This window comes from Brevibacterium sp. CS2, assembly GCF_005280295.1.
GTDB lineage: Bacteria > Actinomycetota > Actinomycetes > Actinomycetales > Brevibacteriaceae > Brevibacterium > Brevibacterium pityocampae.
Window position 1 is genome coordinate 652412 of sequence record NZ_CP040020.1, and the last position, 20854, is coordinate 673265.

The 20854-nt window shown below is 72.9% G+C and carries 19 protein-coding genes; 13 read left to right on the top strand and 6 right to left on the bottom strand.

The features are described 5' to 3' along the window. The first annotated feature begins 165 nt into the window (after window positions 1–165). The 7 genes from FDF13_RS02830 (at window position 166) to FDF13_RS02860 (ending at window position 7219) form a co-directional block, all read left to right on the top strand. Window positions 166–867 (top strand): HAD domain-containing protein, encoded by a 702-nt coding sequence (locus FDF13_RS02830; protein WP_175406824.1) that lies wholly within the window; start codon window positions 166–168, stop codon window positions 865–867. A 3-nt stretch (window positions 868–870) separates the two neighbouring features. After that, the gene (locus FDF13_RS02835) at window positions 871–1686 is read left to right on the top strand and encodes a glutamate racemase (protein WP_137318366.1); all 816 of its coding nucleotides are present in this window, start codon (window positions 871–873) and stop codon (window positions 1684–1686) included. Then, complete coding sequence (locus tag FDF13_RS02840; protein ID WP_137318367.1) at window positions 1683–2591, top strand: HdeD family acid-resistance protein; 909 nt, start codon at window positions 1683–1685, stop codon at window positions 2589–2591. The genes FDF13_RS02835 and FDF13_RS02840 overlap by 4 nt, the downstream gene beginning before the upstream one ends. Window positions 2592–3146: 555 nt before the next feature. Continuing rightward, window positions 3147–4043, top strand: a complete 897-nt coding sequence (locus FDF13_RS02845; RefSeq protein ID WP_137318368.1) for a MetQ/NlpA family ABC transporter substrate-binding protein — start codon at window positions 3147–3149, stop codon at window positions 4041–4043. Continuing rightward, on the top strand, window positions 4040–5170 hold the full coding sequence (locus FDF13_RS02850) for a methionine ABC transporter ATP-binding protein (RefSeq protein WP_137318369.1): 1131 nt from the start codon (window positions 4040–4042) through the stop codon (window positions 5168–5170). Before FDF13_RS02845 ends, FDF13_RS02850 begins: the two co-directional genes overlap by 4 nt. Next, window positions 5167–5823, top strand: a complete 657-nt coding sequence (locus FDF13_RS02855; RefSeq protein WP_247618380.1) for a methionine ABC transporter permease — start codon at window positions 5167–5169, stop codon at window positions 5821–5823. Before FDF13_RS02850 ends, FDF13_RS02855 begins: the two co-directional genes overlap by 4 nt. 7 nt (window positions 5824–5830) lie before the next feature. Further along, window positions 5831–7219, top strand: coding sequence for a PLP-dependent aminotransferase family protein (locus FDF13_RS02860; protein WP_137318371.1), 1389 nt, complete (start codon window positions 5831–5833; stop codon window positions 7217–7219). Window positions 7220–7477: 258 nt separating this feature from the next. On the opposite strand, the gene poxB is transcribed toward FDF13_RS02860, so the two are convergent. The 5 genes from poxB to glp form a co-directional block, all read right to left on the bottom strand. Beyond that, window positions 7478–9193, bottom strand: a complete 1716-nt coding sequence (gene poxB, locus FDF13_RS02865; RefSeq protein ID WP_137318372.1) for a ubiquinone-dependent pyruvate dehydrogenase — start codon at window positions 9191–9193, stop codon at window positions 7478–7480. 242 nt (window positions 9194–9435) lie between these two features. Further along, window positions 9436–10581, bottom strand: coding sequence for a ThiF family adenylyltransferase (locus tag FDF13_RS02870; protein WP_137318373.1), 1146 nt, complete (start codon window positions 10579–10581; stop codon window positions 9436–9438). Then, complete coding sequence (locus FDF13_RS02875; RefSeq protein ID WP_137318374.1) at window positions 10578–11078, bottom strand: molybdenum cofactor biosynthesis protein MoaE; 501 nt, start codon at window positions 11076–11078, stop codon at window positions 10578–10580. The genes FDF13_RS02870 and FDF13_RS02875 overlap by 4 nt, the downstream gene beginning before the upstream one ends. Beyond that, a complete protein-coding gene (locus FDF13_RS02880; protein WP_137318375.1) occupies window positions 11075–11608 on the bottom strand; it encodes a MogA/MoaB family molybdenum cofactor biosynthesis protein in 534 nt (177 codons plus the stop codon). Before FDF13_RS02880 ends, FDF13_RS02875 begins: the two co-directional genes overlap by 4 nt. Window positions 11609–11653: 45 nt before the next feature. After that, window positions 11654–12898 (bottom strand): gephyrin-like molybdotransferase Glp, encoded by a 1245-nt coding sequence (glp, locus tag FDF13_RS02885; RefSeq protein WP_137318376.1) that lies wholly within the window; start codon window positions 12896–12898, stop codon window positions 11654–11656. A 170-nt stretch (window positions 12899–13068) separates the two neighbouring features. On the opposite strand from glp, the gene moaA reads away from it, so the two are divergent. The 4 genes from moaA (at window position 13069) to FDF13_RS02905 (ending at window position 16858) form a co-directional block, all read left to right on the top strand. Next, window positions 13069–14199, top strand: a complete 1131-nt coding sequence (gene moaA / locus FDF13_RS02890; protein ID WP_137318377.1) for a GTP 3',8-cyclase MoaA — start codon at window positions 13069–13071, stop codon at window positions 14197–14199. A 13-nt stretch (window positions 14200–14212) separates the two neighbouring features. Then, window positions 14213–14491 carry a MoaD/ThiS family protein gene (locus FDF13_RS02895; protein ID WP_368074050.1) on the top strand — a complete coding sequence of 93 codons (279 nt, stop codon included), beginning with the start codon at window positions 14213–14215 and terminating at the stop codon, window positions 14489–14491. Between the two features lie 148 nt (window positions 14492–14639). Beyond that, complete coding sequence (locus tag FDF13_RS02900; RefSeq protein WP_254668876.1) at window positions 14640–15542, top strand: molybdenum cofactor guanylyltransferase; 903 nt, start codon at window positions 14640–14642, stop codon at window positions 15540–15542. After that, complete coding sequence (locus FDF13_RS02905; RefSeq protein ID WP_137318379.1) at window positions 15539–16858, top strand: molybdopterin molybdotransferase MoeA; 1320 nt, start codon at window positions 15539–15541, stop codon at window positions 16856–16858. The genes FDF13_RS02900 and FDF13_RS02905 overlap by 4 nt, the downstream gene beginning before the upstream one ends. Before the next feature lie 63 nt (window positions 16859–16921). On the opposite strand, the gene FDF13_RS02910 is transcribed toward FDF13_RS02905, so the two are convergent. Next, window positions 16922–18472 (bottom strand): acetolactate synthase large subunit, encoded by a 1551-nt coding sequence (locus FDF13_RS02910; protein WP_175406826.1) that lies wholly within the window; start codon window positions 18470–18472, stop codon window positions 16922–16924. Between the two features lie 271 nt (window positions 18473–18743). Here FDF13_RS02910 and FDF13_RS02915 point away from each other — a divergent pair, with 271 nt between their 5' ends. Together FDF13_RS02915 and FDF13_RS02920 are read left to right on the top strand one after the other, a co-directional pair. Further along, window positions 18744–20069, top strand: a complete 1326-nt coding sequence (locus FDF13_RS02915) for a short-chain fatty acid transporter (RefSeq protein ID WP_137318381.1) — start codon at window positions 18744–18746, stop codon at window positions 20067–20069. Window positions 20070–20151: 82 nt separating this feature from the next. Then, the gene (locus FDF13_RS02920; protein ID WP_175406827.1) at window positions 20152–20853 is read left to right on the top strand and encodes a Panacea domain-containing protein; all 702 of its coding nucleotides are present in this window, start codon (window positions 20152–20154) and stop codon (window positions 20851–20853) included. Window position 20854 lies beyond the last annotated feature (1 nt).

Below are 20854 nucleotides of genomic sequence, written 5' to 3' on the forward strand. Positions count from 1 at the left end.
GGCCGATCCGGCGTACCCCGCGGTGAGCGGCCCTGCGCGGACGCTGAGTCGCGCGCTCAGGCGGAGCCGATATTCTTGGGACCACGAGGGAGGCGGCACGGCGCCGCACCGGGGGGCGACCCTGCGGTGCGCGGGCGCGACGACGAACCGGCCGACACGCACACGATGACATCTGAGGACTCCGCACGCCGACGTGCGCGACAGGTGACCCTGTTCCTCGACGTCGACGGCGTGCTCAACTCCTACCCGGTGACCGGCATGCGCTTCTACCGCGAACGGCGCCGCCGCGTCCACGCCTGGAACTACGAGCTCCACTTCCGCCCGGCGGTCGTGCGCCGCCTCGAGCGGCTCGTCGAGCAGCGCCTGGTCGACCTCGTGTGGCTCTCGACCTGGTCCGACCGGTGCACGACCGAGCTCGAGCCCACGCTCGGCTTCCGCGGCACCTACCCCGTCATCCCCATGCCCGACGACTCCTACAACCGCTTCGCCGGCGATCCGCAGAGCTGGTGGAAGGCCCATGCTGTCGAGGCCTGGCTCGCCGACCACCCCGACGAGCGCGCGATCTGGATCGACGACGACCTCGCGGCCCCCGCCACCTACTCCTACTTCTCCGAGACCTACCCCGGCCGGCTCCTCCTCATCGCCCCCGAGTTCAGCCGAGGGCTCACCGCCGAGCACTTCCGCCGCATCAGCGCCTTCACCCACCCCAGGCCGCAGCCCACCGCCGCGACCACCCGCCTGCTCAGACGCAGACGGCGCACCGCCGCCGAGGCGCCCGCAGCTCCCGGCACCGCGCCGGCCGACCGATCCGAGAACGCACTCGTCGCCCCCGAAGGCCTCGGCCGCCGGGTCCACGGAAAGGACTGAGACATGTCTCGCCCCCGCACGCCGCTGGTCGGGTTCATCGACTCCGGCCTCGGCCTCGTCGACTTCGCCGACGCGTTCCACCGCCGCGTCCCGCACGCCGACCTCCTCCTCTCCATGGACCCCGACTGGATGCCCTACGGGGCGCTCGATGCCGAGGTGGTCGCCGAGCGCATCATCGCCTCGGCCCAGGTGTTCTCCCCGTGGGAGCCCGATGCCGTCGTCATCGCGTGCAACACCGGCTCGGTCCACGGGCTGGCCCCGCTGCGCGCGCAGCTCGAGCCGGGCACCCCGGTGATCGGCACCGTGCCGGCGATCAAGACCGCCGCCGACGCTGGTGAGCCGTTCGCCGTGTGGGCCACCCGCGCCACCACCGTCAGCGACTACCAGCGCGGACTCATCGAGGAGTTCGCCGCCGAGGCCGAGGTGCACCCGGTGGCGTGCGCCGGGCTCGCCGAGGCGATCGACAGCGCCGAGCTCGCCGCCGTCGACACCGCGATCGACGCGGCCATCGCCGCCACCCCCGAGCATGTGGAGACGATCGTGCTCGGCTGCACCCACTACGGCCTCGTCGAGGACCGGATCCGCGCCCGCCGACCGGCCACCCGCAATCTCCACGACTCCCCGCACGCCGTGGCCCGGCAGACAGCGCGGCGCCTCGGCCTCGACCCGGACGACCCGGCGCTCGCCGCCGGCCACGGTGCGGGCACCGGCGGGCGGGTGCTCGCCACGTACATGTCGGGGCGCCGCTCGGCCCTGCCCGACACGCTCGACGCGTACCCGGCCGGGCTGCGGCTGCGCAGGATCGAGGCTCACGGATGACCGCCTTCACGCCCTTCGACCCCGTCAGCGCCCTCGCTCGGATGCGCACCACCGTGATCGTGCAGGGTGTGCTGTCCGTGCTCGCCGGCCTTCTCATGGCGGTGTTCCCGGACTTCGCGCTCCTCGTCATCGTCGTCCTGTGCGCGGCGTGGCTCCTGGCCGACGGCGTCCTCGCGCTGCTGCGTCTGGCCTCCCGGCGCTCCGGCTCCCGCTCCGGCTGGCCGCTGGCGCGCGGACTCCTGGCGATCGGACTCGGTGTCCTCGTGCTCCTGCTGCCAGGCGAGTCCGCGGCGGTCATCGCCGTCATCGCCGGACTGTGGGCGTTCCTGCTCGGCGGGCTGGCGGTGCTCGGCGCACTCGCCCTGCGCCGGCTGGGCGGATCCCTGTGGTGGGGCCTGCTGCTGCTCGGCGGGTTCGGGCTGGTGCTCGGCGCCGTGCTGCTGCTCGACCCGGCGGCCGGCATCGGTGCGGTGCTGTGGCTCGTCGCCGCCTTCCTCGTCCTCCAGGGTGTCGCCGCAATCCTCCTCGGCGTCCGGTTGGGGCGCGCGCTCGGACGTGCCGCGGCAGAGCAGAACGGCCTCGGCGGCCTCGGTGGGCTCGGTGGGCGGACCGGTGCCGGCGGGCCGGTGGTGTTCGGCGGGCCCGGTTTCGGCGGGCCCGGTTTCGGTGGGCCCGGTGGATCCGGCGGGCCCGGTTTCGGTGGGCCCGGTGGATCCGGCGGGCCGGCGCACTCCGGGCCGACCGGTTCCGCGCGTGGCTCCGAGGATCCCGCCCCGCCCGGCTGGATCACCGGCGAGCTCGCCGATGACGAGGACGCGGGCACCACGGGCAGGGACGGCGCCCCGCACGACGAGGACGACGACGACCGTCGCCGCGGGGGCTCCGGATCGCGAGACGGTATTTGACCGTTCGACTCCCGGTGGCGTTCAATTCTGGGGTGACCACGCATCCTCTGAGCCCGCTGTGCTGGCGGCGCCTCCACATCGACCTCATGCGCGTCACCACCGTCATCTGTTGATGTCCTCCCTGCACCCTCGCTGAACAGCATTCACCGACGAACGCCGGGGACCACTCTGCAGGTTCCCCCGGCATGTCAGTGCGAATGCACCTTTCAACTGCCGCTGCAGTGCGGTTACCCGTCAGTATCCGCACTGGTTCGCCCCGGGAACCGACTGACCGCACCGTGATGCCCCGCGTCCTGCTGTGTGCGCACACAGCCGCGCCTCCCCGCCCCCGGGCACTTCACCGCGTCATCTCCACCCCCGGGCACTCCACCGCATCTTCCGGCCCACCGGGCCCTCGTCACCAAGGACCAGCCATGACCACCTCACCCCGCCCACCCGCCGACCGCCCGGACTCCACGAATCCCTCCGCCGCTGATTCCGCACCCGGCTCCGGCTCCACGCACGCCTCCGTCCAGGAGCACCTCGACCGCCGTCGGGCCGGCCCCCGCGGCGGGGATGATCGTCGCCGCGATCCTCGCCGTGCTCGCACTCGTCGCCGTCGGCATCGTCGCGCTCACCCAGCGCTCCGGCGGTGAGGGCGGTGCCGGAGGGGCCGCCGGCGAGCTCACCGCGCTGCGCATCGCCGACACCGCGCAGAGCGACTACCAGGACGCGATCATCGAGGTGGGCCGGGAGAACGGCCTCGACCTCGAGTTCGTCAACTTCGACGACCCGTACCTGCCGAACACCGCGCTGCTCGAGGGCGAGGTCGACGCGAACTCCTTCCAGCACATCGCCTGGCTCAGCGCGTTCAACGGTGAGAACGACTCCGACATCACCCCGCTGTTCTCGACGAACATCTCCCAGTGGGGCCTCTACTCCTCGACCGTCACCGACCTCGCCGAGCTGCCCGACGGCGCCCGCATCGCGATGCCGGACGACCCCTCGAACTTCTCCCGCGCCCTGTTCATCCTGCAGAGCGCCGGCCTGCTCGAGATCAGCGACGAGGAGGGCTTCTACCCGACCGAGGAGCAGATCACCGCGAACCCGAAGAACATCGAGTTCGCCCGGCTCGCCCACGAATCCGTGCAGACGGCCTACGAGGACCCGTCCGTCGACGGCGTCGTCGTCGGCACCGACGACTTCGACCCGGCGCTCGGCATCACCGTCGACGACGCCCTCCAGGCCGAGGATCCCGAGGCGCCCTCCTCCGTGCCGTACACGATCATCGTCGCCACGATGCCCGACCGCGCCGAGGACCCGGTGTGGGAGCAGCTCGAGGAGACCTACCGCGACCAGCGGGTCGTCGACGCCTTCAACGAGGAGAAGAACGGCCAGGCCTCCTACGTCGACCGCCCGCGCAGCGAGCTCCTCGATGCGCTCGAGGAGCTCGACAAGGCCCGCGAAACATGAGCGACCGGAGCAGCGCCTCGGCCGCGGCCGCCTCCTCGGCCGCTCACGAGCAGACCGGGCCGGCCGGCGCCTCCGCCACGACGCCGGGCACCCCGGCCACCCCGGGCACCGACCGGATCGTCCTGTCGGGGGTGTCGAAGACCTTCACCACGAAGCAGGGTGCCACCACCGCCGCGCTCGACGACGTCAACCTGTCGGTCGGGGCCGGGGAGATCTTCGGGCTCATCGGCCGTTCGGGCGCGGGCAAGTCGACGCTGCTGCGGATGATCAACGCGCTCGAGCGGCCCACCTCGGGCACGGTCGAGGTCGACGGCGTCGACCTCGCCGGGGTCACCGGGGACCGGCTGCGGCGGCTGCGCCACGGCATCGGCATGGTGTTCCAGCAGTTCAACCTCATGAACTCGCGCACGGTGTACGGCAACATCGCCGTACCCCTGCAGCTCGCGGGGATGAAGGAGGCGCAGATCTCCGCCCGCGTGAGCGAGCTGCTCGACTTCGTGGGCCTCGGCGACAAGGCGTTCGTCAAGCCCCGGCAGCTGTCCGGCGGGCAGAAGCAGCGGGTCGGGATCGCCCGCGCGATCGCCAACCGGCCCTCGATCCTCCTGTCCGACGAGGCGACGAGCGCGCTCGACCCGCAGACCACCGGCGACATCGTCGCCCTGCTGCGCTCGGTCAACGAGGAGTTCGGCATCACCATCGTCGTCGTCACCCATGAGATGGACGTCGTCAGCCGGCTCGCGGACCGGGTGGCGATCCTGTCGGCCGGGCGGGTCGTGGAGACCGGGGAGATCCAGCAGATCCTGTCCCGGCCGGCGCACCCGGTGACCGCCGGGCTCGTCGAGTCCTACACGCGGACCGCGCTCACCGAGGCGGAGAAGACCCAGCTGCGCGGCGAGTTCACCGACCACCGGGTCTCCGTGACCGTCGACGACACCCTCGTCGGCACCCCGGTGCTGTCGCGGCTCGCCCGCGCGCACGCGGTGGACTTCTCGATCATCCAGGGCGGGGTGGCGCGCGTGAAGAACCACCCCTACGGCCAGCTCAGCCTCGCCCTCTACGGCGAGGACCGGGCGGTCGAGGCGTTCGTCGCCGAGCTCGGTGCGCAGGCGGAGGTGATCCGCTGGTGATCGACTTCGGAACCGTCGTCCCCAAGGTCGCCGACGCGCTCTTCGAGACGCTCTACATGGTCACCGCGGCGTTCCTCATCGCCGCCGTCGTCGGGCTCTCGCTCGGCATCTTCCTGTTCGCCACCCGGCCGGGCCAGATCCTCGGGAACCGGGCGGTCCACTTCGTCCTCAACTTCGTCGTCAACATCTTCCGCCCGATCCCGTTCATCATCCTGCTCGTCGCGCTCACCCCGGTGACGCGGGCGATCATCGGCACGAGCATCGGCCCGAGCGCGGCGATCCCGCCGCTCGCGATCGCAGGCGCGATGGGCATCGCCCGGGTCGCGGAGTCCAACCTCGTCGCCGTCGACCCCGGCGTGGTCGAGGCCGCCGAGGCGATGGGCGCCCGACCGCTCCACATCCTCTTCGGGTTCGTCGTGCGCGAGGCGTTCGGCCCGCTGCTCCTGTCGCTGACCTTCATCTCGATCTCACTCATCGACGCCACCGCGGTCGCCGGCGCGGTGGGCGGGGGCGGCCTGGGCAACCTCGCGCTCACCTACGGCTACCAGCGGTTCGACTGGGCGGTGATGGCGCTCATCATCATCGTGCTCATCGTGCTCGTGCAGTGCGTCCAGTTCCTCGGGAACTGGATCGCGAAGAGATTCATCGACTAGGAGACCCATGACCCACCTCGACAGCACCGCACCCACCGGCACCGATCCCGCGCGCACCCGGCTGCCCGGCGGGAGCTCCCTGCTCTCCGGCCTGCCCGGTCGGCAGGGGTTCGGGGACGCCAGCCTGATCCGGGTCGGCACCGGCAGCATCGACCTCGGCGGCGGCAATCCGGACAGGTCCCTCCTCCCGGTCGACCTCTACCGCGAGGCCGTCCACGAGCTCATGGACTCCCCCGGCTACGGCGCGCGGCTGGGCTACGTGCCGGCGGCGGGAACACCGTCGTTCCGCGCGCTCCTCGCCGAGCGCGAAGGCGTCTCACCCGAGCGGATCATCGTCACCAGCGGCGGCATCAACGGCCTCGCCCTCGCGGTGCTCGGCACCCTCGATCCAGGGGACACGATCGTCGTCGACGATCCGATCTTCCCGCTGTTCCTCCGCGTCCTCGACCTCGTGCCGGGCGTGCGGGTCGTGCCCGTCGGGGTGCAGGCCGACGGTCTCGACGTCGACGAGCTCGAGTCGCACCTCGCCGCCGGGGTGCGTCCGCAGGCGGTGTTCACGGTGCCGACCTTCCACAATCCGGGCGGCGCGGTGCTGTCCGCCCAGAAGGCGCAGCGGCTCACCGAGCTCGCCGAGCGCTGGGGGTTCACCGTGTTCGCCGACGACCCGTACCGTGAGCTCGCCTTCCCCGGGGCCGAGGTGCCCGCGGCTGCGTGGGTCCGAGACAGCGAGCACGTGATCGGGGTCAACACCTTCTCGAAGACCCTGGGGCCGGCGCTGCGGCTGGGCTACAACGTCGTCCCGTCGGCGCTCGCGGAGCAGTACGTCAAGCTCCGCAACCGGCTCGACGGGCAGGCGAGCGGGGTGCTCCAGGACATCGTCGAGCGGATCGTGGGACGACCGGAGTACGCGCAGGCCAATGCCGCCGCGGGTGCGGTGTACGCGCAGAAGGCCCGGGCACTCCACGGTGCGCTGCACCGCGAGCTGCCGGGCGAGCTCGACATCATCGAGCCGCAGGGCGGGTTCTTCCTGTGGGCGCGGTTCCGCGACCAGGAGGCCGACTTCGCGGCCCTGTTCGACGCCGCCCAGGACGAGGGGCTCGTCTATCAGCGCGGCGAATGGTTCGGGGTCACCCCGACGGGTGGTGCGGGCGGCGCTTCAGGTGCGGCGAGTGCGGCGGGTGCCGCCAGCGCGGCGGGCGCGGCGGGCGACGCTGTAGGCGCCGCGAATGCTGCGGGTCCTGTCGGCGACGCTGCAGGCGCGGCGGGCCAGAGCATCGGCGGCGACCCCTCGCGCACTCGTGGGGCCGTGCGCCTGACCTTCGCCCAGCTCGACGTCCCCTCGCTCGAGGAGGGCGCCGCCCGCCTCGGTCGCGCCTGGCGACGCATCCACGGCTGAGGACGCACGCGGCAGCGCGGCCGGCCCTTCCGGGGCCGGCTCGGGGCCGGTTCGGGTGCCGGTCCTTCCGAGGCCGATTCCGTGCGAGAGCGTCGTTCCGCAGTCACCCCAGTGCGGTTACGGACGAGTATCCGCACTGAGGTGCACCGGGAACCGGCAGACCGCACTGGATCGCCCCGGGAACCAGCAGACCGCACTGGGGTGCACCGGGAGCGCCGGCTTCCCGTACCCCAGCGGCAGAGAGCCGGGCAAGCGCCCTCAGAACAGCTGGCGGAGGTTCGCCTTGGCGAGGTCGATGAGCTCGTCGCCGCGGCCGCTCATCACGGTGCGGATCGCGTAGAGCGCGAAGCCCTTGGCCTGCTCCGCCGTCACGCTCGGCGGCATCGACAGCTCCTGCTGCTCGGTGACGACGTCGAGCAGGGCGGGTCCGTCGTGGGCGAGAAACTCCTCGACGGCTGCCGGCAGGTCCTGCGCCGACTCGACGCGGATCCCGCGGATCCCGACCGCCTCGGCGACACGGGCGAAGTCCGGGTTCTTCAGGTCCGTGCCGAAGTTGACGTAGCCGGCGGCCTTCATCTCGAGCTCGACGAAGTTGAGCGAGGAGTTGTTGTACACCACGGTCTTCACCGGCAGCTCGTTCTGGGTCAGGGTGATGAGCTCGCCGAGGAGCATCGCGAGTCCCCCGTCGCCGGCGAGCGCGATGACCTGCCGGTCCCGGTCGGTGGCCTGGACGCCGACGGCCTGCGACACCGCGTTCGCCATCGACCCGTGGGTGAACGACCCGATGAGCCGGCGGCGCCCGTTCATCGTGAGATAGCGGGCCGCCCACATCACCGGGGAGCCGACGTCGGGGAGGAACACCGCATCGTCTGCGGCCGCCTCGTCGATGAGCCGGGTGAGGTACTGCGGGTGGATGGTGCGTTTGGTCGGGCCGGCGAGCTCGTCGAGCTTCTTCCGGGTCTTCGCGTAGTGCTTGGTCATCGTGTCGAGGTGCTTGCTGCTCGTCTTGGCCGTGAGCCGGGGCAGCAGGGCCTCGATGGTCTCGGAGACCCCGCCGACGAGCGGGATGTCGACCGGGGTGCGCCGCCCGATCTGCTCCCCGCGGATGTCGACCTGCACGACCGTGGCGTCGCCCGGATAGAACTGCGGGTAGGGCAGGTCGGAGCCGAGGACCAGCAGCGTCTCCGCCTCCATCATCGCGCGGTAGCCTGAGGCGAAGCCGAGCAGCCCGGTCATCCCCACGTCGAAGTGGTTGTCGTACTCGACGTGCTCCTTGCCGCGCAGGGCGTGGACGATCGGTGCCTGCAGGGTCTCTGCGATCGCCAGCAGCTCTGCGTGCGCCCCGGCGGTGCCGGCTCCGGCGAGGATCGTCACGCGCGAGCACGTGTTGAGCGCCTCGGCGGCGAAGTCGAGCTGCGACTCGGCAGGGATGACGCGGGAGGGGTGCGCGGTGATCACCTCGGGTCCGGCGTCGAGCTGCGCCTGCAGCACGTCCCCGGAGACCACGAGCACGGCGACGCCGCGCTTCTCGAGCGCCTCGCGCATGGCGATGCGCAGCAGCCGGGGCATCTGATCGGCCCGGGTGACGTGCTCGGCGTAGACGCTGCACTCGCGGAACAGGTCCTGCGGGTGGGTCTCCTGGAAGTATCCGGTGCCGATCTCGGAGCTCGGGATGTGCGCGGCGATCGCGAGGACCGGCACGCGCGAGCGCTGGGCGTCGAACAGGCCGTTGATGAGGTGGAGGTTGCCCGGCCCGCAGCTGCCCGCGCACACCGCGAGCCCGCCGGTCATCTGCGCCTCGGACGAGGCGGCGAAGGCGGCCGCCTCCTCGTGCCTGACGTGGACCCAGCCGAGGCGGGAGTGGGTGCGCAGGGCATCGGTGAAGGCGTTGAGGGAGTCCCCGGGGAGGCCGTAGACGCGTTCCACGCCGCTCTCGGACAGGGTTTTGACGATGTTCTCGGACACGGTGGCCATGACGCAATCCTTCCGTGCACCGCGGAGGCGGCTGACCGCCGGGCGGTGCGGTGTCGGGTGTGATCGTGCATGATCGAGTCTATGCCCGGTGGCCGGCCCCGGATCCAGGCGCTGGGGCCGGGTGGGTGCGGTGCGCGCGAGGTCCGGGGCGGTGTTCGGAGTCGATCCAGTGCGGTTACTTCTCGATATCCGCACTGGAACAGCCGTGGAAAGCGTGCCACCGCACTGAGGTGGCCTCGGACTCAGGGACCGATGCGCAGTCCGGGGTCGATGCGTCGCGCCCAGGCCTCGATACCGCCGGCGACGTCGTGGACGCGGTACCCGCGCGCGCTGAGCGCGGCGGCGGCGCGCGCGGACCGGGCACCGGAGCGGCAGTGGACGAACACCTCGGCCCCGGCGGGCGTCGGCAGGTCCTCCCCGGCGAGGATCCGGTCGAGCGGCACGAGGCGCGCGCCAGGGATCGCGGCCGCCGCGTGCTCGCCCGGTTCGCGCACGTCGAGGAGCGCGAACTCGCGGGCCCCGGCATCCCGCTCCCCGAGTGCTGCGGCGAGCTGCTCGACGGTGACGAGGGAGCGGATCCCGGCGCCGACCTCGGCCGCGGCGGCGGGCCGGTGGACGTCGGGGTTCGCGGCGAGCGGCACGGACTCCCAGGTTCCGGTGCGCATGTCGTGGACGAGGACGGTGCCGATGAGCGGCGTGCCGTAGCCGAGGACGAGCTTGATCACCTCGGCGGCCATCGCGACGCCGAGGACGCCGGGCACCACGCCGAGCACGCCGCCCTCCGCGCAGGACGGCACGCTGCCCGGTGCGGGGACGTCGGGGTAGAGGTCGCGGTAGACGGGGCCGCGTCGGGCGTCGAACACGCTGAGCTGCCCGCCGGCGCCGAGCACCGCGCCCCACACGTGCGGGATCCCGAGGACGGTGGAGGCGTCGGACACGAGGTAGCGGGTCTCGAAGTTGTCGGAGCCGTCGAGCACGATGTCGTAGTCGCCCAGCAGGGCGAGCACGGTGTCCCGGCTCAGGCGCTCACGGTGGGTGGCGACGGTGATCTCGGGGTTGAGAGCGGTGAGCGCACGGGCGGCGGAGTCGACCTTGGGCCGGCCGATGTCGGCGGTGCAGTGGATGATCTGCCGGTGGAGGTTGCTCAGGTCGACGGTGTCGTCGTCGACGATGCCGAGCGTGCCGATCCCGGCGCCGGCGAGGTAGAGGGCCGCCGGGGCGCCGAGGCCGCCCGCCCCGATGCACAGGACGCGGGCGGCCCTCAGGCGCTCCTGGCCATCGGGCCCGACGCCGGGGACGGTGATCTGCCGGTCGTAGCGCCCGGGGCCGGCTGCTGGGCCGGGGCTCGGGTGCTCGTGCGGGCCGGCCGCTGACCCGGGGTCGGTCATGCGAGGCCGACCCACGAGTGGTCGCCGCCGGCGTAGTCCTGGCGCTTCCAGATCGGCACCTCGGCCTTGATCGCGTCGACGAGGGCGGCGCAGCACGCGAAGGCCTCCGTCCGGTGCGCCGAGGCCACGGCGACGACGAGCGCGTCCTCACCGACGCGCAACGGACCGATCCGGTGTGCGGCGTCGACGCGCACCCCGGGATGCTCCGCCGCGACCCGGGCGACGACCTCGGCGATGATCGCTGCGGCGTCCGGATGGGCTGTGTAGTCGAGGGCGACGACGTCGGTGCGGCCCTCGTCGTGGTTGCGGATGACACCGGAGAACACGACGGCGGCACCCGTCTCCACTGTCGTCACCGCAGCTTGCGCCGCACGCGGGTCGAGGGGATCGGTGGTGATGCGGGCGGCGACGTACGGGGCCGGGGTGTTCTCGCACTGCCGCGCACCGGACCTGCTGGGGTGCGTCTGCTCGTCGGGCGAGCCCGGCCGGCCGGTCACGGCCGGTCCCCGTGGTCGCGGAGGCCCTCGAGCTGGGCCTGGAGGTGGGACAGCAGCCCGTCGAGCACGGCGATGCCGTCGCGGACTGCGCCCGGGGATCCGGGGAGGGTGACGATGAAGGTCCGGCCCCGCACCCCGGCGACACCGCGGCTGAGCACGGCCGTCGGCACGCTCTCCATCCCGGCGCTCCACAGGGCGTGCATGATGCCGGGCATCGGGCGATCGAGGAACGGCTCGACGAGCTCCGGGGTCCGGTCGCTCGGGTTGATCCCGGTGCCGCCGGTGGTGACGAGGACGCGCGGGAGGTCGACGGGCGGGCGGTCCTCGAGGAGGGTGCGGAGCGCCTCGGCCACGGGTTCCCCGTCGGCGACGACGAGCGGTGCTGGGCAGTCGTAGCCGCGTCCGGTCAGCCAGTCGACGAGGAGCGGGCCGGTCCGGTCCTCTGCCTGCCCCGCGGCGGCGGACGTCGAGGCGACGACGACGGCCGCCGAGCGCCCCGCCCCGAAGCGCGGATCAGTCGAGGTGTGCACCCGTACTCCTGTTCGATGTGCTCATGATCCCCATCGTAGGCGCCATCACAGGTCGACGACCTCGACCGCGGTGCCGGCGGGCAGCGGCTCGGGACCGGGCGGGACGAGGACGAGCACCTCGGCGCGGGCGGCCTCGGCGAGCAGGTGGGAGCTCGTGCCGGGCAGCACGTCGACGCGGTCCGGCGCCGCAGGCACGCGGATGCCGCGGCGGATCTGCGTCTTGGCCGCGAGCGGGGTCACCGTGGTCTCCAGCCGGGCCTGCCGGGCGGTCGACCCGGTGGTGCCCCACACCTCGGCGAGGGCGGGTCCGAGGAGCAGCACGGCGCTCACCCAGGTGCTCACCGGGTTGCCGGGCAGGCACACGATCGGAATGCCGCCGCGCAGCACGCCGAGGCCCTGCGGCCCGCCCGGCTGCATGGCGACGGACCCGAACCGCACGGCCGGCTCCGCGGCGAGCGCGCTGCGCACCACCTCGAACCGGCCGGCGCTGATCCCGCCGGAGGTGACGACGAGATCGGGGTCGTGGGCGGCGATGTCGGCGTGCAGGGAGTCGGCGAAGTCGTCCGGTGAGTCCGCGACGAGGCGGGTGGCGCAGACCTCCGCGCCGCACCCGGTGAGGACGGCGTGGAGTAGCGCGGTGTTCGCGTCGTAGATCCGGCCCTCCGGCAGCGGCTGCCCGGGCAGGACGACCTCGTCGCCGCCGGTGCACACGAGGACCTGCGGCCGGGCGCGGACGGTGACGTCGGTGCGGCCGAGCGCGGCGAGGAGGCCGAGCGCCGCGGGGCCCAGCCGGGTGCCGGCGGTGAGCACGGTGTCCCCGACGGCGACGTCGCTGCCCGCCGGGCGGACGAACCGGCCCGGCGCCGAGGCGGGCAGCACGACCTCGGCGACGTCGAAGCGGCCGTCCCGGGTGTCCTCGACGGGGACGACGGTGTCCGCCCCGGCCGGCACCGGTGCCCCGGTCATGATCGGCGCGGCGGTGCCGGGGGCGAGCGGCGCGGGGACGTGGCCCGCGGCGATCGTCGCGGCGACCGGGAGGCGGCCCGGGGTGTCTGCGGAGGCGGCGGCGAACCCGTCCATCTGGGAGTTGTCGAAGGGCGGCAGGGCGATGCTTGCGACCGCGTCCCGGGCCAGGCTGCGGTGCAGGGCGGCCGTGAGCGGCACTGTCTCCGTGCGCGGGGTGCGGGCGGCGAGCGCGGCGCGGACTGCCTCGCAGTGGGCGGTGAGACCGCGAGGGGAGTCCCAGGCGTCGTTCGGATCGTGTGCACTCTCCGGGGGCGTCTGCTGCATGCCGTCCAGACTAGTGGTGATGGCGAACGGGACGAGGTCCTCGGACGACACACCGGGTCCGCACGCTGGCGGCGGGGGATGCCGGCGGGAGCTCGGATGCCGGCGGTCGCCTCGGTGCCATGGCCCGAGGCCCCCTGCGCTTCCGCCTCGCCCTCTGTAGACTCGCTGACATGTCGGTTCGGCTGGGAACTCCACGTCTGCGCACTCGGGACGAGAGTCCTGAGCATGCCGCGCGCCTGGTCTCCGAGCAGCTCGCCCGGCGCGCCGGAGCCGCCCCAGAATCCGGTCCGCTGCGCGACAGCTTCGGGCGCTCGGGCGAGGACCTGCGGATCTCGCTCACCGACAAGTGCAATCTGCGTTGCACGTACTGCATGCCGGCCGAGGGCATGCAGTGGATGCCGCAGTCCGCCCTCCTCTCCCCCGAGGAGATCGTCCGGCTCGTGACGATCGGCGTCCGCGACCTCGGCGTCCGCGAGCTGCGCCTCACCGGCGGGGAACCGCTCATCCGCCGCGATCTCGAGGACATCATCGGGCTCGTCCACGCCCGCCACCCCGCGCTCCCGGTGTCGATCACGACGAACGGGATCGGCCTGGCCGAACGCGCGGCAGGCCTCGCCGCCGCCGGGCTGCGCCGCATCAACGTCTCGCTCGACACGATCGACGCGGAGACCTACCGGCAGCTCGCCCGCCGCGACCGCCTGCAGCAGGTCCTCGACGGGATCTCCGCGGCCGTCGCCGCCGGCCTCACCCCGGTGAAGATCAACGCCGTCCTCATGCGCGGGGTCAACGACGGCCAGGCCGGCGACCTCCTCGACTTCGCGCTCGCCCACGACCTCGAGCTCCGCTTCATCGAGCAGATGCCGCTCGACGGCGACCACGGGTGGACGCGGGAGGCGATGGTCACCGCCGCCGAGGTGCGCGCCGCCCTGGCCGCCCGGTACCGACTCGAACCCGACGAGGAGCCGCGCGGCGGTGCTCCGGCCGAACGGTTCGTCGTGCGCGCACCGGACGGCGAGCGGCTGGGCCGGGTGGGGATCATCGCCTCGGTCACGGAGCCGTTCTGCGGGGCGTGCACCCGCACCCGGATCACCGCGGAGGGCACCATCCGCTCCTGCCTGTTCTCGCACGAGGAGTTCGATCTGCGCTCCCTGCTGCGCGCAGGCCGGACGGATGCGGAGATCGGCCGCGCCTGGCGGCAGGCGATGTGGCTCAAGCCCCGCGCCCACGGCATGGACCACGCCGGCCTCGACAGCCCCGAATACGTCCAGCCCGAGCGCTCGATGAGCGAGATCGGGGGCTGAGATGACTGCTGAGATGATCACCGTCCGCTACTTCGCCGCGGCCCGTGCGGCCGCCGCCTGCACGCAGGAGGAGCTCGCTCTCGAGGAGCTGCCCGCCGCCGTGCCGCTCGACCGGGACTCGTTCGTCCGCGTGCTCGCCGAGCGCCATCCCACCCCGCCGGACGGTGAGCCGGCGCTCGCCGGTGTACTCGCCCAGAGCAGCCTGCTCGTCGGCGGGGTCGCGATGCGCCCGGGCCACACCGTGGGCGCCGGCGACACCGTGGATGTGCTCCCGCCGTTCTCCGGCGGGTGACACCGCGGTGGGCGGAGCCGTGAGCCGGGTGCGGGCAGACGCGGTCGCTCCGCATGCGACGCGGTCCGCACACTCTCGCGCGCCCCGCTCCCCCGGTGAGGTGGGCGCCGTGGTGCTCGCCGGCGGTCGGTCGAGCCGGCTGGGCGGGGTGCCCAAGACGCAACTGCGGGTAAGGGATCCGGCTGCGGCCGCCCCCGCGCCCTGCGGACCGGCGACGGCGCTGCCGACATCGACGACGCTGCTCGGAGTGACGATCGCGGCTCTGCTCGACGCCGGGGTAGAAGCCCGGCGGATCGTCGTCGTGGGCCCCGCGGACGTGCTCGCCGGTTCCGGGTGCGAGGACTCTGGAATCCGCGTTGTCCGCGAGGACCCGCCGTTCGCAGGGCCGGTCGCCGGGATCGCCGCCGGCGTCGAGGCGCTCGCCGGGGACGCGGCGCGGGCCGAGGATGCTGCGCCCGCCGGTCTCGTGCTCACTCTCGCCTGCGACATGCCGGGCGTGGGGGCGGGCATCCGTGCGCTCATGGACGCGGCGAGCGCGGGCGAGGACAGCTCTGTGCACGCTGACAGCGGCGAGGGCAGCCGCCTGCGGGGCGGGGCCTCGTCCTCGCCGGGCGGCACCCATTCCACCCCGGCCGGTGCCCGTTCTTCGCGGGACGACGCCCACTCGCCCGACGCCTGGGTGGGGGTGAGTCGTGGCGCCGCGGACGGCGGCGACGATCAGGTGCAGCACCTCCTCGCCCTCCATCGCGTTGGACCGCTCCGCGCGGCCCTGGCCGCTCAGGACACCGCCGGCATGTCCGTCCGCCGGCTCCTCTCCGGACTCGAGATCGCCCGTATCGACCTGCCGGCCGGGAGCGCCGACGACGTCGACACCTGGGACGATGCCCGGCGGTTCGGACTGGACGCTCCCCCGGCACACGGGGAGGATGCGGTTCCCCACTCGTCGGCCGAGAGCTGTGCCTCTGCAGGGCACCGCGCTCCCGCAGTGCAGCGAATCTCCGCAGAGCCCCAGGACGCCGCGGGGGAACCAGCCGGGGAGGAACGCCGATGACCGCCGCTCCGCGCTGGGACGAGGCGATGCGCCTGGCCGCCGGGATCGCTCCGCTCATGCCCGCCGCCGACCGGCCGCTCGCCGACTGCGCGGGCGCCGTGCTCGCCCATGATGTCCATGCCCCGATGCAGATCCCGCACTTCGACTCCTCGGCGATGGACGGCTTCGCTGTCGCCGGCCCCCCACCGTGGGTCCTCGAGGACGGGTGCCCCGCGCTCGCCGGGTCGGCCGGCGCGACGTTGCTGCCAGGCTGGGCGCAGCGCGTCTTCACCGGATCCCCGGTGCCCGCGGGCGCCTCGGGCATCATCCGCCGGGAGTACTCCGCGGTGACGCACGACGGTCCTCCGGCGTCCGGGGCGGGGCACACCCGCCTCGACCTCGCGCCCGGCAGCCCGGTCTCCGAGCTCGAGCCCGGTCGGCACATCCGCCGCGCGGGCCGGGAATCGGCCGCCGGGGAGGTGCTCGTGCCCGGCGGCACCGTGCTCTCGCCGGCCCATATCGCCTACGCGGCGGTCGCCGGCCTCGACGTCCTGCCGGTGCGCCGCCGGCCGCGGGTCGCGCTCATCCAGACCGGGGACGAGGTGCGCGCCACCGGGCTGCCGGCCGTCGGCGAGGTGCGCGATGCCTTCGGCCCCCAGCTGCCGGCCTACCTCCACCTGCTCGGTGCGGACGTCGTATCCCAGGTGCGGATCGGCGACGATCCGGCGGAGACGCGGCGCGCCCTCGAATCGGCGCTCGGCGGACCGGGCGCGGGAGCCGACGACGACGCAGATGCCGAGGAAGTCGCACCGGCCGCGGACCTCGTGCTCACCACCGGCGCCACCGGCCGTTCGGCGGCAGATCATGTGCGACGCGTCGTCGAGGACATGGCCCAGGAGGTCGTGTTCGAGGAGCTCGACATGCGCCCGGGCCACCCGACGATGTGCACCCGGCTGCCCGGCGCGGCGACCTGGCACGTCGGCCTGCCCGGCAATCCGCTCGCCGCGATGGTGGCGATGCGCGTCGTCGTCGAGCCGTTCCTCCGCGCTGCCCTCGGTCTGCCACCGGCTCCCGTGGCCCGGGTGCAGCTGGCCGCAGGGGCACCGGCGGCGACGGTCGAGCGCCTGACCCCGGCCCGCCGGATCACCGCAGGGGCGGGGGCAGCGGAGGCGCGCACCGACGGTGCGGAGCAGCAGTGGAAGCTGTGCGACCGGACCGGGTCGAACATGCTCCGCGGGCTGTCGCAGTCCGACGGCCTCGTCGTCCTGCCGCCTCGGGCGGTGGAGCCCGGCCGGCAGGTCGACTGCCTCGAACTGCCGTGGACGGCGCGGAGCTGATCCGAGTTCGCGCCGGGCGGCCGCTCGCACTCCCGCTCGACTCGGTCATGCCCCGCTGTCAGGTCAGAGGACGACCTCGATGAGGTGAGGTCCGTCGGCGGCGAGTGCGCCGTCGAAGGTGCGGGCGAGGTCCTCGATCGACTCCACGCGCGTGGCCGGCACACCCATGCTCTGCGAGAGCGCGACGAAGTCGATGACCGGGTCGTGGAGGTCGAGCAGCGAGCTCGCCTTGACGCCGAAGTCGTGGACGCCGACGTTGTGCATCTCGTCGCGGAGGATCTGGTACTTCCGGTTGGCGAAGACGACCGTGACGATGTCGAGGCCTTCGCGCGCCATCGTCCACAGGGCCTGCGGCATGTACATCGCCGAGCCGTCGGACTCGAGCGCGATGACCTTGCGGTCCGGGCAGGCGACGGCCGCGCCCAGCGACACCGGCAGGGACCAGCCGATGGCACCGCCGGTGGGCGAGAAGTAGTCGTGCGGACGCGAACCGGTGGTCTGCCGGTAGAAGTCCCGGCCGGTGGTGATCGACTCGTCGAGGACGATGCCGTTCTCCGGGATCGCCTGGCCCAGCCAGGCGGCGAGCTTCTCGAGGGTGATGGAGCCCGACGGCAGCCCGGGCAGATCGAGCTCGACGGCCGGGGCCGGCGCCGGGGCGTCGCCGATGACCGCGGAGCGGAGCGCCTCGAGCGCGGCGAGGGAGTCGGATTCCGGCTTGGCCACCTGGTGGAAGGTGGTGCCCGGGGCGGTGAGGACGCTCGCCTTGTCCGGGTAGGCGAAGAACGCGACCGGCGGCTGGGTGTCGATGAGGATGATCGCGTCGAAGTCCTTGAGCAGCGCCTGCGCCGGCTCGACGGGGTAGGGGATGCGGATGGCTGCGTGCCGCCCGGCCCCGCGCTCGGTGCGCGGGGAGAAGGTGTCGACGAGCAGCGTGGCCCCGGTCGCCTCGGCGATCCGCGCAGCCACGGCGAACCGGTCTGCCCGGGCGGAGCGACCGCCGAACAGGAATGCGGTGCGCTTACCGTTCTCCTTGAGCGTTCGGGCGGCGGCGTCGATGACGCCGGGCTGCTGCTCGACCTCCGGCAGGCGCACGGCGGTGGGAGGAGAGGTGTAGCGGTCCGCCTCGTTCCAGGCGGTGTCCGCCGGCAGGATGAGCGAGGCGATGCGGCCGGACAGGCTCGCGCCGATCGCGTCCGCGGCGTCCTGGGCGATGGTGTTCGGCGACGGCGAGGTGCGGACCCAGTCGCTGAACGGGCGGGCGGTGCCCTCGATGTCCGAGGTCAGCGGCGCGTTGAGCTCACGGTGGTAGGTGGCGTGGTCGCCGATGATGTTGACCATCGGAGTGCGGGCGCGGCGGGCGTTGTGGATGCTCGACAGGCCGTTGGCCATGCCGGGGCCGAGGTGGAGCAGGGTGGCGGCGGGCCGGTCGGTCATCCGGCCGTAGCCGTCGGCCGCGCCGGTGACGGCGCCCTCGAACAGACCCAGGATCCCGCGGACCCCGGGGTTGCGGTCGAGCGCTGCGACGAAGTGCATCTCCGAGGTCCCAGGGTTGGCGAAGCACACCTCCACCCCGTTGTGCTCGAGCGTCTGCAGCAGGCTTTCGGCTCCGTTCACGGATGCCTCCTCACGTCGTTGTGGCGAACTGTCCTCGATCTGCCCCCACTCTATGCCGGGGAACGGACACGGGGCATGCCTGCATCCATTAGGGTGGACGCCGAAACCGGAAACCCCGGCATGACTGCACTCTTCAAGGACGAAGGACGCACCGATGAGCGACTCGCAGCATTCCCCCGACTCCGCCCGACCCGCCGGCACCGCGGGCACCGCCGACCCGAACCGCCGAGGCCCGGATGACACCGGCGGCGGCAACCGCAGCGGCGGCCTCATGCGCCCGTTCAACAACTTCCTCGAACGCTGGGTCCCGTCCGCGCTCGTCTTCGCGATCATCCTCACCCTCGTCGTCGCACTCCTCGCCTTCCTCCTCACCGATTCCGGACCCGTCGACGTCATCACCGGCTGGGGCGAGGGGCTGGCCGGGCTGCTCGCGTTCATGACGCAGATGTCGCTCATCCTGCTCTTCGGCCACATGCTCGCGAACACCGGACCGGTGCGGAAGCTGCTCGTCGCGCTGGCCCGCGTGCCGCGCTCAGCGGTCTTCGCCTACGTCTTCGTGTTCGCCATCGCGTCCCTCGCGAGCCTCATCACCTGGGGTCTCGGGCTCGTCGTCGGCGCGCTCCTCGCCCGCGAGATCGCGGTGCAGGCCCGGACCCGGGGGCTGCGCGTGCACTTCCCGCTCCTCGTCGCCGCCGGATACTCCGGCATGGTCGTCTGGCACATGGGCTACTCGGGGTCCGGCCCGCTCACCGCGGCCACCGAGGACTCCTTCCTCGCCGAGTCGCTCGGCGGGCAGCTGATCCCGGTCTCGGAGACGATCTTCTCCACCTGGAACATGCTCGCCGCACTCGCCGTCATCGTGGTGTGCGGCGCCCTGTTCGCACTCATCGCACCCAAGAAGGACGCGCCGGTCGTCGGTCTGCCGGAGCACGTGGGCTCCGAGGAGTTCGACCCCGCCGAGGAGGAGGTCGTCACCCCGGCGGACCGGATCGACAACTCCCGGATCCTCACCCTGGTGGTGGGCCTGGCGCTCGTCGCCTACCTCGCAGTCCACTTCACCCAGGGCGGCTCGCTCACCCTCGACATCGTCAATTGGTCGTTCCTCGCCCTCATCCTCCTGCTCGTCCGCAACCCGTTCGAGATCATCCACCTGACCAAGCAGGCGGCGGCGAACGTCGGCGAGATCCTCCTCCAGTTCCCGCTCTACGCCGGGATCCTCGGCATCATGACCGCCTCCGGTCTCATCGAGGTGTTCTCCACCGCGCTCGTGCAGATCGCGAATCCGACGACCTTCGGCATGCTCGCCTTCTTCGCCGCCGGCCTCGTCAACTTCTTCGTCCCCTCCGGCGGCGGTCAGTTCGCCGTGCAGGGGCCGATCATGCTCGACGCCGCGGCCCAGCTCCAGGTCGATCCCGCGATCGCGATCATGGCGGTGTCCTACGGCGACCAGTGGACGAACATGATCCAGCCGTTCTGGGCGCTCCCGGTCCTCGCGATCGCCGGCCTCAAGATGCGCGACATCATCGGCTACACCACGGTGACGCTGCTGGGCTCCGGCGTGGTCCTCACGGCGGCGCTCCTGCTCGTGTCGCTCTGACCCGCGGCGTCTCGCGCGACCGGGTCCGCTGAATTCCGGAGGACCGCTGAGGCCCGTTCCGCGCTGCGGTACGCTCGGCGGCGTGTCCATCACCACTGCCCCGGCCGTCCTCGCCCACATCAAGTCCGTGCACCCGGGCATCGACAAGACGAGAGCGGTCCTCCTCGTCCACTACGCCCAGGCATGGGCCCTGGCCTGGCGCGGGGAATCCCTGTTCGACGAGCCGGTCGAGGCCTGGGAGCACGGTCCCGCCGTGCCCGCCGCGCACCATGCCTTCTCCACCACCCTGCCGCGGAGGATCAGGCTCACCGGGCCGGATGCCGAGGACCGGCGACGCGAGATCGAGGCCGTCGTCGCCCATTACGGCGACATGACGGCCAGCGCGCTCGTCGCGCTCGCGAAATCCGAGTCCCCGTGGGCCGAGGCGGCGGCCACCGGGGCGCCGGCGTTCGCCTCGGGTCCGGAGATCCCCCTCGCCGCCATCCGCGACTTCCACGCCGCGCGCATCACCGATGCCGATTCGCCGCAGCGACCCGGGCCCGAGGCGGCCGCAGCCGAGGAGGAGAAGCGCCGGGCCCGCGCCCTGCGGGAGCAGCTCACCGCGCGATTCGAGACCGGGCTGCCGCTGCGTCCCTCCTCTCCCGGTGATCCCGGTGCATCTGGTGCTTCCGATCCCCATGGCGCGTCCGCTGCCCGCAGCAGGTCAGAGGCACCCGGCCCACCTGAGCCGCCCGGTGGATCCGATGCGCACATCTCAGTTATCCACAGGCCTGACCAGGGATGAT